This window comes from Paenibacillus agricola (assembly GCF_011440305.1).
GTDB classification, from domain to species: Bacteria; Bacillota; Bacilli; order Paenibacillales; family NBRC-103111; genus Paenibacillus_S; species Paenibacillus_S agricola.
On the sequence record NZ_JAAOIW010000027.1, the window covers coordinates 45,320 to 59,714 of the forward strand.

The window sequence follows — 14,395 nt, forward strand, 5'->3', positions numbered from 1 at the left end:
CATCATTATGAATGTCATTTTTATGGGACCTCCTGGTGCAGGAAAAGGTACACAGGCGGAAGCAATCGTCAATGAGTTTCAAATCCCGCATATTTCTACCGGTGATGCGTTTCGCTTAGCAATGAAGCAAGAAACGGTTCTAGGATTAGAAGCCAAGAAATATGTGGATCAAGGGTTGCTAGTATCTGATGAAATTACGATAGGTATCGTGAAGGAACGGCTGCAACTACCTGATTGCAAGAATGGTTTCTTGTTGGATGGTTTTCCAAGAACAATTTCTCAGGCAGAAGCGCTTGATGAAATTATGGTTTCACTCGGAACTAGTATAGACCATGTCATTAACTTACATGTGGACCGCAGCCTGCTTTTAGCGCGGCTAACAGGTCGAAGGATTTGCAAATCTTGTGGTGCTACGTATCATATCTTGTTTAACCCTCCTCAAACTGAACAGGTTTGTGATAAATGTTCAGGCGAACTGTACCAAAGATCAGATGATACCGAAGAAAAAGTAGGGACTCGTCTTGACGAGTATTTGAATAAAACAGCACCGCTTTTGTCGTATTATCGTAACAAAGGAAATTTGCGTGAGGTTAACGGTGAGCAAGAAATAAATACAGTTGCTGCACAAATCAGCTTACTATTGCGGGGTCAAGCAGAATGATCATTTGTAAATCTACAGCTGAATTGGATTTAATGAGAGAAGCTGGGCGGATCGTTGCCGAAACGCATCGCTTGTTGGAAAAAGCCATTCAGCCTGATATTACAACCAAAGAGCTTGATCAAATCGCAGAAGGTTATATACGCAGTCAGGGAGCAATCCCATCTTTTAAAGGCTACAATGGTTTTCCTGGCAGTATCTGTGCTTCAGTCAATGATGAGTTGGTACATGGTATTCCGAGCTCGCGAAAGCTGCTGAATGGCGACATTATCAGTATTGATATTGGAGCCCAGTACAAAGGATATCATGGAGACTCAGCTTGGACTTATGGCGTTGGGACCATATCGGATACAGCCAAGAAACTTTTGGAGGTAACTGAGCAATGCTTATACAAAGGACTTGCGGAAGCTAAACCGGATGCTCGATTGTTCACTATTTCTTATGCGATTCAACAATGCGTTGAGAGTGAAGGTTTTTCAATTGTTCGAGAATATGTTGGGCATGGAATAGGCTCACAGTTGCATGAGGCGCCCCAAATCCCGAATTATGGGATACCAGGACGAGGACCGCGATTGAAGCCAGGAATGGTATTAGCAATCGAACCTATGGTCAATGTCGGTGGACGGCACGTTAAGACACTGCAGGACAATTGGACGGTTGTTACAGTGGATGGCACACTGTGCGCGCATTTTGAGCATACCATCGCGATCACAGAGGATGGATACGAAATTTTTACAAAAGTGTGAGGCGTAGGTGACTCTTGTGAATTCGGTAAACATCCCGCAGCTTGGACATATAGTTAGGATTGTTCGTGGCAAAGATTCTGGTAAATACGCTGTCATCATTAAAGTCGAAGACCAACGATTCGTATGGATTGTAGACGGCGATAAACGGAGATTCGATCAACCTAAGAAGAAAAATATCCTTCATCTCGAATTGTTGCCCTACATCAGTAGTGAAGTCGTGCAAAGTTTGAGTGAAAGCAGTCGTGTAACCAATAGTAAACTGCGCTTTGTAATCAATAAGGTTGTGGACCAAATCCAATCAGAAGCACAAAAGAAAGGAGAATGACTGTGGCCAAAGAAGATGTAATTGAAGTTGAAGGTACAGTGATTGAACCTCTTCCTAATGCAATGTTTAAAGTGGAACTGGAAAACGGTCATAAAATACTTGCTCACGTGTCCGGTAAAATTAGAATGCACTTTATCCGGATCCTGCCTGGAGACAAAGTAACGGTGGAGCTTTCCCCTTATGATTTGACCAGAGGCCGTATAACCTATCGTTTTAAATAAATGTACAAAACCTAGCTTTTTATCTATAAAGCCAGAACATGCATACGATGACAGCATGCTAAAGCAAGCTTAGTATCGCACACGAAGATAGTTTTCTCCGAAAACTCAGCCTATGCTTACGAAGTCAGTTTGCTAAGCAAACTCTCAGGAGGTAATCAAAATGAAAGTAAGACCATCGGTTAAGCCGATTTGCGAAAAATGCAAAGTCATTCGTCGTAAAGGCAATGTAATGGTAATTTGCGAGAATCCTAAGCACAAACAAAAACAAGGTTAAGGAGGTGCTTGTATAAATGGCACGTATTGCTGGTGTAGATTTACCTCGTGAAAAGCGCGTGGAGATTGCTTTAACATACATTTTTGGTATTGGCAAAACAACTTCCCAGAAGATTTTGGCCGAAACAGGTGTCAGCGCGGTAACACGCGTTCGTGACTTGACTGAAGATGAAGTTAGCAAGCTTCGTGATGCTATTGACAAAACCGTTAAAGTAGAAGGCGATCTTCGTCGTGAAATCGCTATGAACATTAAACGTTTGATCGATATTGGATGTTATCGTGGTGTTCGTCATCGCCGTGGATTACCTGTTCGGGGTCAACGTACGAAAACGAATGCACGTACTCGTAAAGGTCCTCGTCGTACTGTAGCTAACAAGAAAAAATAGTAAAGGGGGTTAACACTGAAAATGGCTAAACCTAAAAAAGTTGTTCGTACGAAACGTCGCGATCGGAAAAATATAGATACCGGAGTAGCACATATCCGTTCTACATTTAACAATACCATTGTAACAATTACTGATCCTCACGGTAATGCTATCTCGTGGGCTAGTGCTGGTAACATGGGCTTTAAGGGCTCACGTAAAAGCACTCCGTTCGCTGCACAAATGGCTGCTGAAACTGCGGCTAAAGCAGCAATGGAGCATGGGATGAAAGTCGTTGAAGTTATGGTTAAAGGTCCTGGAGCTGGTCGTGAAGCAGCTATTCGTTCGCTTCAAGCAGCAGGCTTGGAAGTCAACCTAATTAAAGACGTAACTCCTGTACCACATAACGGTTGCCGTCCTCCAAAACGTCGTCGTGTCTAATTCAAGATTACGAAGAGTAGTATAATTATCCAAAAGTTGACAATACTGTGTGGATAAGAATACTGCACGTTTTACGCGTCTTAAGTTATCCAGAGGGAAACGACGTTTTGAAGGAGGGTTATCATTGATCGAAATCGAAAAGCCGAAAATAGAAACCGTAGCTTTAAGCGAAGAGGGCACATACGGTAAATTTGTTGTAGAGCCTTTGGAAAGAGGCTATGGAACAACTTTAGGGAACTCGCTGCGCAGAATCTTGCTGTCCTCCTTACCGGGGGCGGCGGTTACCTCGGTTCAAATCGATGGTGTTCTGCATGAGTTTTCGACCGTTCCTGGTGTCAAGGAAGATGTTACGGAGATTATCCTGAACCTAAAAGGGTTATCACTTAAGATCCATTCCGACGAGGACAAAGTGTTGGAAATTGATGCTGAAGGTGAAGGAGCCGTTTTAGCGGGCGATATTCGTGGCGATAGTGATGTGGAAATTCTTAATCCGGATCTCCATATTGCTACATTGTCCTCTGATTCCCGTCTTCATATGCGAATTCATGCTAATCGTGGACGCGGATATGTACAAGCGGATAAGAATAAGAAAGAAGAGCAGCTAATCGGATTAGTGCCGATTGATTCGATCTACACCCCGATTACTCGTGTCAATTACAGTATCGAGAATACACGCGTAGGTCAAGTTACCAATTATGATAAATTGACTCTTGAAGTATGGACCGATGGAAGTATTCGACCTGAGGAAGCTGTAAGCTTGGGCGCCAAAATCTTGACGGAGCATTTGCTGTTATTCGTTGGTTTGACTGACGAAGCTAAGGATGCTGAAATCATGGTTGAAAAAGAAGAAGACAAAAAAGAAAAAGTGTTGGAGATGACCATCGAAGAGCTTGATCTTTCTGTCCGTTCTTACAACTGTTTGAAGCGCGCTGGCATTAATACCGTACAAGAGCTGATTACGAAAACCGAGGAAGATATGATGAAGGTTCGTAATCTTGGACGTAAGTCACTTGAAGAAGTTCAAGAAAAGCTCGAAGAGCTGGGTCTTGGACTTAGAATGGAAGACTAGTCGTCACCGATTATCAAGTATAAGGAGGTTACACATACAATGGCACAACATCAAAAGTTAAGTCGTGATTCAAGCTCACGTAAAGCATTATTCCGTGACCTAGTAACGGATTTGTTCATACACGAGCGTATTCAAACGACAGAAGCTAAAGCAAAAGAATTGCGTTCAATTGCAGAAAAATTAATCACTTTGGCTAAACGCGGTGATCTTCATGCCCGTCGTCAGGTGGCTTCCTTTGTTCGTCGCGAAGCAGCGGACGAAAACCAAGATGCTATTCAAAAATTATTTGCTGATCTGGCTCCTCGTTACGCGGAACGTCCAGGCGGTTATACACGTATCTTAAAGCTTGGACCACGCCGCGGAGACGCTGCACCTATGGTATATATTGAGCTTGTAGATCGTGCATAATAAGGTTTGGAAAGGGTGGACAGGATCTTAGGATTCTGCTGAAGCCCTTTTTTTGTAGCCTCGACTTGGGTTGAAAGTGTGACGGAGGTTAGCCTTGAGAAATATTTGCATGAACGTAAGCTACGATGGAACGGCTTACCATGGCTTTCAAACGCAACCTAGCAACAATACGATTCAGGACATCCTAGAGCGTGCTGTACGTTCTTTGACAGGTGAAACGATTAAAATCACCTCTTCAGGACGAACGGATGCCGGAGTGCATGCGAGATGCCAGGTTATTAATTTCTTGACTTCATCCCCCATTCCTTTGGTTCGTTGGTGCCTGGCTTTGAATACGTTACTGCCGGCTGATATTGTTGTAAGTGGCGCTAGGCAAGTTGACGAGGGTTTTCATTCGAGACGGCACGCACTCCGCAAAACTTACCGGTACACGATAAGATGTGGCAAGCATCCGGATTTATTCCGGCGCCGACAAGAGTTTTACCACCCAACACCCTTAGATACGGAAGCAATGAAATCTAGCCTTTTATGCTTAATAGGCGAGCATGACTTTACATCCTTCTGCTCGCTTCGATCTACCAAGATATCCAATGTAAGAACGATCTATACAGCTTCATTGGCCTGCGAGCCAATGGATCCTGTATTACACTCCTACGCTATTCATATCTGTGTGACCGGCAACGGATTCTTGTACAATATGGTAAGGATTATTGTAGGTACGCTGATTCAAATAGGGGAAGGCAAACGACCAAGTACAAGCATGCTGGACATTCTAGATGCGCGAGAGCGCGCTAAGGCTGGACCAACTGCTATGCCCCAGGGCCTTACGCTTTGGGAAGTTTTATACAATAATGATCAATTTACTTCTTGATATTGTTCACTATTCATAGTATAATATAACTTGGCGTCTTGATAGGCTACCCCACAGCCCCGGATCAAGCAATAGCCACCTTACTTTATAAATAATGTGATACAGATAAATTAGATGATGAGATGACATGTTGTCTCGGTATCATGAGGAAACTGTGTCATCAATCAAGCATGATATGCAAAATGTTTAGGAGGAACACACGAATGCGCACGACATATATGGCTAAGCCTAATGAAATTGAACGCAAATGGTACATTGTTGACGCAACAGGTAAAACTCTGGGCCGTCTTTCAAGCGAAGTAGCAGCAATCATTCGCGGAAAGCACAAACCACAGTTCACACCACATGTGGACACAGGAGATTTCGTTGTGATCATCAATGCTGAAAAAATCCATTTAACTGGTAAGAAACTGCAAAACAAAATGTACTACCGTCACTCCATGTACACAGGCGGTTTGAAAGTAACTTCTGCCAATGACATGATCAATAACAAACCAGAACGTGTTCTTGAATTAGCTATTTTCGGAATGCTTCCGAAAAATCGTTTAGGCGATGCTATGAAAACAAAACTTAAAGTTTATGCAGGATCCGAACACCCGCACCAAGCACAACAACCAGAAGTCTGGGAACTTCGCGGTTAGTTAAAAGGAGGCTATCTTGTGGCACAGGTTCAATATTATGGAACAGGTCGTAGGAAGCATTCGGTAGCTCGCGTACGTTTAGTACCAGGCGAAGGCCGAATTGTGATCAACAAACGTGAATTGGATGAATATTTTGGTTTGGAAACTTTGAAGCTTATCGTGAAGCAACCACTGAACTTGACTGAAACTTTGGGTCAATATGATGTACTGGTTATTGCTAACGGTGGTGGTATTTCCGGACAAGCAGGAGCTATTCGCCACGGAATTTCCCGTGCGTTGCTTAAGGTAGATCCTGAATTGCGCGGATCATTGAAAAAAGCGGGTTTTCTAACTCGTGATCCACGTATGAAAGAACGTAAAAAATACGGATTGAAAGCAGCACGTCGTGCTCCTCAGTTCTCCAAGCGTTAATCCAAAGCTCAATAAGCATAACACAGGCCTTTCCACTATTTTGGTGGAAAGGTTTTTTTCTTTTCTGCTAACTAACTATTAAGAATGTGCATATAGTAATGAAAAGGCATTAGAAAAATTTAATTTGACAAAAAGTTTCTAGTAGCTATAATAAATTTATACTAATAAAACTTATTAACATACTCGGATTTAAATTTTAGGAGGTGTACTATGAATTTATTTGAAAAAGAGCAGTGGATTCAAGAAGCGGCTGAGCGTTACGAAAACCAACCACCTGAAGCATTAATTGAACTAGCGGTAGAAAAGTTTCCAAATATCACTTTAGCCTGTAGCTTCGGCGCGGAGGATGTAGTATTGGTCGATATGCTACAAAAGCTGAGCCCGAAATCAGATATTTTTTATTTAGACACGAATGTACACTTTAAAGAAACCTATGAGACACGTGATAAGATGCAGCAGCACTATGGTTTAGAGTTTGTACAAGTATTGCCTAAACTAACTTTGGTCGAGCAAGCTACGCAGTTTGGAGACGAGCTTTGGAAAACTAGCCCTAACCAATGCTGCAATATACGTAAAGTTGATCCTTTAACAGATATTTTAAAAAATTATGACGCATGGATTACCGGAATTCGCCGCGACCAAGCACCAACTCGCGCTAATTCGAAGAAAGTTGAGTACGACACTAAATTTGGCTTAGTGAAATTCAATCCTTTAGCCGGTTGGACTTCTGAAGATGTTTGGAATTATATCCGCAGCAATAACGTTCTTTATAATCCGCTGCATGATAACAATTATCCAAGCATTGGCTGCACCCATTGCACGCGGCAAGTAGCAGCAGGCGAAGATCCACGAGCTGGCCGGTGGGCAGATAGCGAAAAAACCGAATGTGGGCTTCATAAATAACTCACAATTAAAGGAGAGCTTCATCTAATGACGGAAACGATTCAACCTCATGGAGGTAAGCTAGTTTACCGCTTAGTAGAAGGCGAGGAACGTGGCAGGCTGCTGGAGCTTGCTAAGTCTTTGTTCCAGGTACCCATCAGTGCCTGGGCAATCTCAGATTTGGATTTGATTGGTGTAGGAGCCTTTTCGCCATTAACGGGCTTTCTTGGTGAAGAGGATTATAAAACGGTTGTCGAACATATGAGGCTTGCTGATGGCACGGTATGGAGCATACCGGTAACTTTTCCAGTTGATGAACAAATCGCAGGTAGCTTCCAGAAGGGCGATCAAGTGGCCTTGGTGGGAGAGCATGATAATGTCGTATATGGTATTCTAAACGTCGAGAGCGTCTATAGCGTAGATCAGAAGCATGAAGCGGTAAAGGTGTTCAAAACCGATGATCCAGCCCATCCAGGGGTACAGAAGCTGCTATCACGGCCTGCTACGAATATAGGGGGATCTGTACATGTATTAAATAGGCCCAAAGCTGAGAAATTCGAAGAGTTTTACTTCGACCCTGCCGAGACCCGTCGTACTTTTGTAGCTAATGGTTGGAAGACCGTGGTAGGATTTCAAACGCGTAATCCGGTGCATCGTGCCCATGAGTATATCCAGAAAACAGCTATGGAAATTGTGGACGGGATTTTTCTTAATCCATTGGTTGGCGAAACCAAATCGGATGACATATCTGCTGATGTACGGATGAAAAGCTATTTGGTGCTTTTGGAAAATTATTATCCCAAGGACCGTGTCTTCTTAGGTGTTTTCCCTGCAGCTATGCGTTATGCGGGTCCCCGTGAAGCGATCTTCCATGCGATGGTGCGTAAAAATTACGGTTGCACACACTTTATAGTGGGTCGTGACCATGCAGGTGTTGGCGACTATTATGGCACCTATGAGGCGCAAGAAATTTTTAGTAACTTTACGAAAGAGGAGCTGGGTATTACGCCTTTATTTTTTGAGCATAGCTTCTTTTGCAAGCGTTGCGGCAACATGGCATCCAGCAAGACCTGCCCACATGATGCTACCGAGCATCTTCATCTATCGGGTACCAAAGTACGCGCCATGCTACGTGACGGGCAATGCCCGCCGGTTGAATTTACCCGCCCGGAAGTGGCGCAAGTGCTTATAGATGGTATGAAAGAACCCGAATATCAAGTATAGCCTTAAGGTATATTTGTCCACCTTCATCCATATAGATGATACAGAATCTATGGGGATGTGGGGTGGGCTTTTATGTTTAAGCGAAGGAAACGTGTGGTTGTCTGGTTGACCTTGCAGGGCAGCTTGAAAATATTGCTGTCGGCAGGGCTTGTCTTGCTCATGTTAATTATGTTTACCTACGAGCTGCCTGCAGCTCGTACATGGTCATACTGGACAATACCTTTATCCGGTAAGGTTATCGCCTTGGATCCCGGCCACGGCGGCCCTGATGGGGGAGCGGAGAGCAAGGATGGACTTATAGAGAAGGATATCAACCTAGCCATAACGCTTTATCTTAGGGATTATTTGCAGGAGGCGGGCGCCCTTGTTTTTATGACCCGTGAGGACGATAAGGATTTGGCTGGATCTGCTACTAAGGGGTATAGCAAGAGAAAAACGGAAGACTTATTAAACCGAGCACAACTGATAAATCAGCAAAAATCCGATTTATTCATAAGCGTACATGTAAATAGTATTCCCTCGGTGAAATGGTCAGGAGCCCAAACCTTCTATTATCCCAACCACAAGGATAGCGCGGGGCTGGCCATGTGGATCCAAGAGGAATTAACCAAAAATCTCAATAATACGGACCGGATAGCTAAACCGGTTGGCAATGTGTTTCTGCTGAAAACGTTACAAATGCCAAGTGCATTGATTGAAGTCGGATTTCTCTCAAATCTGGAGGAGGCGGCCTTGCTTAGAAATGCAGCTTATCAGAAAAAAATTGCTGCTGCTGTTTACCAAGGAATATTGCGGTATTACTCTGGGGAAAAAGTGGGTTTATGAACAAACTATGCTATAATAACGTTCGAGTCTGATTAATGATATTGGGGTGAAGCTGTGCTTACGAAAGAACAATTGCTGGATGCGGTTCGTTCCATTCAGGATCAGGAATTTCATATGGATTTGGCGGAGCTGCATTTTGTAAGAGATATAATGGTCAAGGAAGGTCGAGTTTCGGCAACCGTCTTGCTATCAAAAGACGATAATCATTATCGGGACACCTTGAATACCCAAGTTACAGCCGCGTTTCAAAAGGTAGGTGCCCTTGAGGTGCATTTACGGTTCCGTTCATTGTCTGACTTTGACCGCGCTGAGGTGGCCAAAAAGGTTCAAGAACAGGTCAAGGAAGTTATCGTTACAGAGACAGAGGCTGTGCGAAATATTCTCGACCCTGCCGCTGGTGTACATTTTATTGCCATTGCAAGTGGCAAGGGTGGCGTAGGTAAATCTACAGTCACTGTGAACTTGGCGGCTGCGTTAGCCAGGGAAGGTAAAAAGGTAGGCTTGATTGATGCGGATATTTATGGCTTCAGTGTGCCGGACATGATGGGCATTGACCAAAAGCCGGAACTTGTAGGTAACCGAATTATTCCTATTGAACGCTTTGGAGTCAAAGTGATCTCTATGGGTTTTTTTGTTGAGGATAATTCACCAGTTATTTGGCGTGGCCCTATGCTAGGCAAAATGCTTCGCAATTTTTTCCAGGAAGTTAATTGGGGCGATGTGGAATACGTCTTATTGGATTTGCCGCCAGGTACAGGGGATGTTGCCTTGGATGTGCACCAAATGATCCCGCAAAGCAAAGAAATTATTGTGACGACTCCTCACGCAACAGCCGCCTTTGTAGCTGCGAGGGCAGGAGCCATGGCGATACATACGAATCATGAAATGTTAGGTATCGTAGAGAATATGTCTTATTACCAGGATTCCAGCGGCGAAAAGGCCTATATATTTGGCAGAGGTGGCGGCGGTAAGTTGGCAGAGCAGCTTAATACACAATTGCTGGCGCAAATTCCTCTTGGTGCACCGGATAACCATGTATCCGAGCCTGATTATTCACCATCGGTCTATAAGGCGGAGTCTGCGACAGGCCTTCTTTATAAAGAGCTTGCCCAAAAGGTGATAGCTAAGATGGAATAGAGGCTTATCTTCGTTAGAAAAAGACCGCCCTTGGTATTAGGACGGTCTATTTTCTGTTCTCTACGACAATACCGCTCGATTAGAGGGCCATCTGCTATTGATTCTTGTTTTTCTCCTCGCTTTGGCTTTCCTCGGATTTCTTTTTCTCCCCGCCGTTGCCGCCTGAGCTACCGCTGCCAGAACCTCCGCTACCACTGTCACCCCCAGATGAAGCTTGCTGCTTCGGCTGCGATTCCTCCTCCAGCACCTTTTTCATCACATTCATAAGCTCCAATCGAAATAATGGGCTTTGCATCGATTCTTGAATTACGGTTTTGGTTTGCTGACGGTAAGCTGTGCTTTTCATTGTGTCCAGCAACATTTTTTCGAAATCCGGATTGTTCATCGTGCCGATTAAGGCTTGTTGGTACTCGGGATCCTTCATCAAATCTTTTTGAAGTTGCTTCATTTCCTTTTGGATCGCTTTGGCGAATTCTCCGGCAAATTTGGGGTCAGTAATGACCGTCTGTAAAAATTTATTATTGCTTGTATCCGTCAATACATCCTTAACGGCCATTTGCATTTGCTGGGTATCTCCCACGGACAGCAGCTTTAATTGCCCTTCGTCCTTTGCTGCTGCCTTGAGCGAGGCTGCGAGAATCGCTTGCTGCCCATCCTCGGTTTTCAATATATCCATCACCATAGTTTTGGTATCCTTGTATCCGCCATTCTGTGATTGTGAAGAACTTGTGTCTGAACCGCAAGAAGATAATAACAGCCCAATAAGAAAAAGGCTTAAAACTTTGCTTAGCCATTGTAATTTCATGGTGAGATGGCTCCTTTCTTTCTTGTTAGCCTTAGTATTCGCCAAAGCGCCATATTTTCACTCATTACTCCATTAGCTTTTTGTTGAGAAGGTTGGTACAATTATCATCAGAAAAGACGCTGTTGGTGGAGGTAAAGGTGTGACATTACGGAAATGGTTTTATTTATTTTGGACAACGCTTGTAGTTGGTGCTGTAGCCGCTTTGATAATCGGATTCATCTTGCAAGCCAGTGACCAGAAGCTGGGTATGCTTACAGGTAAGGAAATTGGATTTAATGTTTTAACAATGCTCCTGGGTGGGGCTATGATCAGCGCGCTTAGTCAAATGGGCTTTTTTGCATATTTAATTGTGCGATTTATTACCATGGGCATGATAAGAAGTAAATGGGTAACGAATGTGATTCAGATCATCTGTGTAGTTATTGCTTTTATAGACCTCATTTATTTACGGAATGTTGATACTGAAGAAGGCTGGATTTCCTATACAGTTCTCCCAGTCATATTATTGATTGTTGCTTTTCTTACAGCTTGGTGGAAGGTGAAGTTAACGAACAGTAATGGATTTATTCCAACCTTATTTTTTATGACGGCGGTAACTGCCATAGAAGCGGTGCCTGCGCTTCGAATTAATAGCGGGGCATCTACCTTGTTTATGATGGTTCCTTTGCTTGCTTGTAATGCATGGCAAATATTAATATTGTCGAAGGTGTTAAAAACAAACAAAGAGCCGCTTTGACGGCTCTTGTTTTATATGTAAGTCCAGTTTGTTATTGAACATGCTTCATTGTTTGGTCCTCTACAGGAGGCTTATTAGAGACCTGAGTTTGTTTTAACAGTTCGCTCACCGTAACGAATTCATAGCCTTTAGCACGAAGCTGGTCGATTATAGCTGGCAAGGCTTCATGGGTCTGCTTGCAGGAGTCGCTGGCATGCATGAGCACGATATCGCCGGGGTGTGCCTTAGATACAACGCGATTAATGATGTTATCCACACCTTTGTTCATCCAATCCAAGGAGTCGGTGTCCCATTGGATAACCGTATAATTGAGCTCATTGGCAATGCGAAGCACTCTTTTGTCAAAATCGCCATTGGGCATACGGATCAGGTTTGGGCTTTGGCCAGTGACCTCATTTAACACTTGATGGGCTGTTTGGATTTGGGTACGAATTTCTTCGTCGTTTAAACTGCTGTAGTTGACGTGCTTATGGCCATGACTCCCCACCTCCCATCCTCCTTTTACGATACGGTTCACCATTTCAGGATGGCTTTTGCTCCATGGTGAGGACAGAAAGAATGTAGCATTTTTGACGCCTTTATCCTCTAATATTTTTAAGATAGGCTCCATTCTCACCTCGCCCCAGCTGATGTCGAAGGTTAATGCTATCCACTTTTTATCGGTCTGCACACTGTAAATAGCCGCAGGCTCACCTTGTGAAAAGACGGTCACCTGATCCCGTTCGGAATAAATAATTCCGATTGCAAAAACAATAGCGGCAGCAATAATAAGGGCTTGCTTTAATTTTTTTCCGTTCACCACATAAAAATAATTCATCAACCTAACCTCCTTATGGCCCCGCTTACCAAAGAAGGGCTTGTATGATTGCATTTATTAAAATGTATGCTAGGACCATTAAGTTAGACCAACAGCTTGGCTTAAACTTAAAAGCTTAAGCTTTAGCTTTATACAACACCAATAGGAGATGATGAGCCATGGAACATATAAAAAAGCAAATGCGGGTGATGAAGCATTATTTTATAGCATCCACCCTAGTATTTGTCGTAGGCTTGATATTGGGAGCAGGCTTCTCGGATTCCTTCCAGGTTTTTATTGAAAGCCAGCTTAAAGGCTTGGAGCAATTGACCCAGTCGATTGCAAACAAACCGAATCCCCAATGGTCGATTTTTTGGCTCATTTTTTGGAACAATATTGTAAAAACCTTGCTTATCATTGCTTTAGGAGCATTTTTCGGAGTGCTGCCTTTGTTCTTTCTGCTAGCTAATGGGATGCTTCTTGGTTATATAGGGGCGGTATCCACGCAAAAGGAATCTTTGCTTTTTGTAATCAAAGGCATTGCTCCCCATGGAATTATTGAAATCCCAGCGATTATCATTGCAGCAGCATTTGGCTTGCGGTTGGGTGTACTGATGATGAAGGGGATGGCTTTGCTCATAAGTCCAGCTAGAGCTAATAATTTCAAAGAGGATTTTCGCGGTTTTGTTAAAGTGGTCATTCCTGTAGCGATTACGCTTATTGTTGCGTTGACTGTGGCGGCAGTAATAGAAAGTACCTTTACGTATTGGCTGGTAAAAAGTTAAGGGAACTATCGCATAAAAAAACCAAATATGTGCATAACAATAAAGCAGCAATGTGCTTGGTCTGCTTGGATGATTGAGGATGTATGATAAAAAGCGCTTATATCGATTTGTGAACGTAGTGCTTTTTACATGACAGCCTTTTTTTGTGCCCTTAAATTCACAGATTGAAAATGAATAACCAATTGGAAGGAGCATAAAGGTATGCTCGGATTTCTTTTTAATGCAAGGGAATGCAGTGAGCTTGATTATGTACTGAAAAAAGAATTGGACGAAATGCTATTTGATTTGAACGATAAAAAGATGGATTACGAAATAAAAAAAGCGATTGAGTCGCGGTATAAAGTGATTTTTCGAATGTATGCGAGGCTGGCTTCTCCCAAAGAAATATCCAAATATGCGAGGAATAAAATACAGCGTTAAAATAATTGGACAAGATTGCTTGACTTGTATTGTCGAAATATGATACATTACTTCTCGCCCCTTTTTAATCCTTGTAACCAAGATGGTGCAATAACCACTTGGAGATATGAACTAAAAAAAATGTCTTGCAATGATGATAGAGGCTGTGTTATATTAAAGAAGTCGCCGCTAAACGGCAACTAAACGAATGAAAGAACGAGAAAGCCAGTAAGTAGGCTGAATGTTCAATCTGTTGTCCTTTGAAAACTGAATCAACGAGTGAGTAAAAATAGAGAATGCAAGTTCTCGCCAGATGTAAAGAATGAGGCAACTCAAGTTCTACCTTAATGGAGAGTTTGATCCTGGCTCAGGACGAACGC

General features: G+C 43.1%; 21 protein-coding genes. 19 read left to right on the forward strand and 2 right to left on the reverse strand.

The window, feature by feature from the left end; genetic code table 11:
• Positions 1-7 precede the first annotated feature (7 nt).
• The 16 genes from G9U52_RS36150 (at position 8) to salA (ending at position 10,494) form a co-directional block, all read left to right on the forward strand.
• Entirely contained in the window at positions 8-661 is a 654-nt protein-coding gene (locus G9U52_RS36150; protein WP_166157481.1) for an adenylate kinase, read from the forward strand.
• Entirely contained in the window at positions 658-1,404 is a 747-nt protein-coding gene (gene map, locus G9U52_RS36155) for a type I methionyl aminopeptidase (RefSeq protein ID WP_166157484.1), read from the forward strand. The genes G9U52_RS36150 and map overlap by 4 nt, the downstream gene beginning before the upstream one ends.
• Positions 1,405-1,420: 16 nt before the next feature.
• Complete coding sequence (locus G9U52_RS36160) at positions 1,421-1,729, forward strand: KOW domain-containing RNA-binding protein (RefSeq protein ID WP_166157487.1); 309 nt, start codon at positions 1,421-1,423, stop codon at positions 1,727-1,729.
• A gap of 2 nt (positions 1,730-1,731) precedes the next feature.
• Positions 1,732-1,950 carry a translation initiation factor IF-1 gene (gene infA / locus G9U52_RS36165; protein WP_009676800.1) on the forward strand — a complete coding sequence of 73 codons (219 nt, stop codon included), beginning with the start codon at positions 1,732-1,734 and terminating at the stop codon, positions 1,948-1,950.
• 160 nt (positions 1,951-2,110) lie between these two features.
• Positions 2,111-2,224: a 50S ribosomal protein L36 gene (gene rpmJ, locus G9U52_RS36170; protein ID WP_003333770.1), complete on the forward strand. Its 114-nt coding sequence runs from the start codon at positions 2,111-2,113 to the stop codon at positions 2,222-2,224.
• 16 nt (positions 2,225-2,240) lie between these two features.
• Positions 2,241-2,609 carry a 30S ribosomal protein S13 gene (gene rpsM, locus G9U52_RS36175; RefSeq protein WP_166157490.1) on the forward strand — a complete coding sequence of 123 codons (369 nt, stop codon included), beginning with the start codon at positions 2,241-2,243 and terminating at the stop codon, positions 2,607-2,609.
• Positions 2,610-2,630: 21 nt separating this feature from the next.
• Positions 2,631-3,026 (forward strand): 30S ribosomal protein S11, encoded by a 396-nt coding sequence (gene rpsK / locus G9U52_RS36180; protein ID WP_076237415.1) that lies wholly within the window; start codon positions 2,631-2,633, stop codon positions 3,024-3,026.
• Positions 3,027-3,150: 124 nt separating this feature from the next.
• Positions 3,151-4,095: a DNA-directed RNA polymerase subunit alpha gene (locus tag G9U52_RS36185; RefSeq protein WP_166157493.1), complete on the forward strand. Its 945-nt coding sequence runs from the start codon at positions 3,151-3,153 to the stop codon at positions 4,093-4,095.
• Between the two features lie 39 nt (positions 4,096-4,134).
• Entirely contained in the window at positions 4,135-4,503 is a 369-nt protein-coding gene (rplQ, locus tag G9U52_RS36190) for a 50S ribosomal protein L17 (protein ID WP_166157496.1), read from the forward strand.
• 94 nt (positions 4,504-4,597) lie between these two features.
• Positions 4,598-5,374 carry a tRNA pseudouridine(38-40) synthase TruA gene (truA, locus tag G9U52_RS36195; RefSeq protein WP_166157499.1) on the forward strand — a complete coding sequence of 259 codons (777 nt, stop codon included), beginning with the start codon at positions 4,598-4,600 and terminating at the stop codon, positions 5,372-5,374.
• Between the two features lie 203 nt (positions 5,375-5,577).
• Positions 5,578-6,015 (forward strand): 50S ribosomal protein L13, encoded by a 438-nt coding sequence (rplM, locus tag G9U52_RS36200; RefSeq protein ID WP_166157502.1) that lies wholly within the window; start codon positions 5,578-5,580, stop codon positions 6,013-6,015.
• An 18-nt stretch (positions 6,016-6,033) separates the two neighbouring features.
• On the forward strand, positions 6,034-6,426 hold the full coding sequence (gene rpsI, locus G9U52_RS36205) for a 30S ribosomal protein S9 (protein WP_076237405.1): 393 nt from the start codon (positions 6,034-6,036) through the stop codon (positions 6,424-6,426).
• A gap of 210 nt (positions 6,427-6,636) precedes the next feature.
• The gene (locus tag G9U52_RS36210) at positions 6,637-7,329 is read left to right on the forward strand and encodes a phosphoadenylyl-sulfate reductase (RefSeq protein WP_166157505.1); all 693 of its coding nucleotides are present in this window, start codon (positions 6,637-6,639) and stop codon (positions 7,327-7,329) included.
• A gap of 27 nt (positions 7,330-7,356) precedes the next feature.
• Entirely contained in the window at positions 7,357-8,532 is a 1,176-nt protein-coding gene (gene sat / locus G9U52_RS36215) for a sulfate adenylyltransferase (protein WP_166157508.1), read from the forward strand.
• 72 nt (positions 8,533-8,604) lie between these two features.
• Positions 8,605-9,357 (forward strand): N-acetylmuramoyl-L-alanine amidase CwlD, encoded by a 753-nt coding sequence (cwlD, locus tag G9U52_RS36220; protein WP_166157511.1) that lies wholly within the window; start codon positions 8,605-8,607, stop codon positions 9,355-9,357.
• Positions 9,358-9,411: 54 nt separating this feature from the next.
• Positions 9,412-10,494: an iron-sulfur carrier protein/transcriptional regulator SalA gene (salA, locus tag G9U52_RS36225; protein ID WP_166157514.1), complete on the forward strand. Its 1,083-nt coding sequence runs from the start codon at positions 9,412-9,414 to the stop codon at positions 10,492-10,494.
• Positions 10,495-10,588: 94 nt separating this feature from the next.
• Here salA and gerD read toward each other — a convergent pair whose 3' ends face one another.
• Complete coding sequence (gerD, locus tag G9U52_RS36230) at positions 10,589-11,299, reverse strand: spore germination lipoprotein GerD (RefSeq protein WP_166157517.1); 711 nt, start codon at positions 11,297-11,299, stop codon at positions 10,589-10,591.
• A 139-nt stretch (positions 11,300-11,438) separates the two neighbouring features.
• On the opposite strand from gerD, the gene G9U52_RS36235 reads away from it, so the two are divergent.
• Positions 11,439-12,035 carry a KinB-signaling pathway activation protein gene (locus G9U52_RS36235; RefSeq protein ID WP_166157520.1) on the forward strand — a complete coding sequence of 199 codons (597 nt, stop codon included), beginning with the start codon at positions 11,439-11,441 and terminating at the stop codon, positions 12,033-12,035.
• Positions 12,036-12,066: 31 nt separating this feature from the next.
• Here the strand turns inward: G9U52_RS36235 and pdaB are convergent, their stop codons facing one another.
• The gene (gene pdaB, locus G9U52_RS36240) at positions 12,067-12,852 is read right to left on the reverse strand and encodes a polysaccharide deacetylase family sporulation protein PdaB (RefSeq protein ID WP_166157523.1); all 786 of its coding nucleotides are present in this window, start codon (positions 12,850-12,852) and stop codon (positions 12,067-12,069) included.
• A 158-nt stretch (positions 12,853-13,010) separates the two neighbouring features.
• Here pdaB and G9U52_RS36245 point away from each other — a divergent pair, with 158 nt between their 5' ends.
• Positions 13,011-13,616: a stage II sporulation protein M gene (locus G9U52_RS36245; RefSeq protein ID WP_166157526.1), complete on the forward strand. Its 606-nt coding sequence runs from the start codon at positions 13,011-13,013 to the stop codon at positions 13,614-13,616.
• 201 nt (positions 13,617-13,817) lie between these two features.
• Positions 13,818-14,036: a hypothetical protein gene (locus tag G9U52_RS36250; protein WP_166157529.1), complete on the forward strand. Its 219-nt coding sequence runs from the start codon at positions 13,818-13,820 to the stop codon at positions 14,034-14,036.
• The last annotated feature ends 359 nt before the right edge of the window (positions 14,037-14,395 follow it).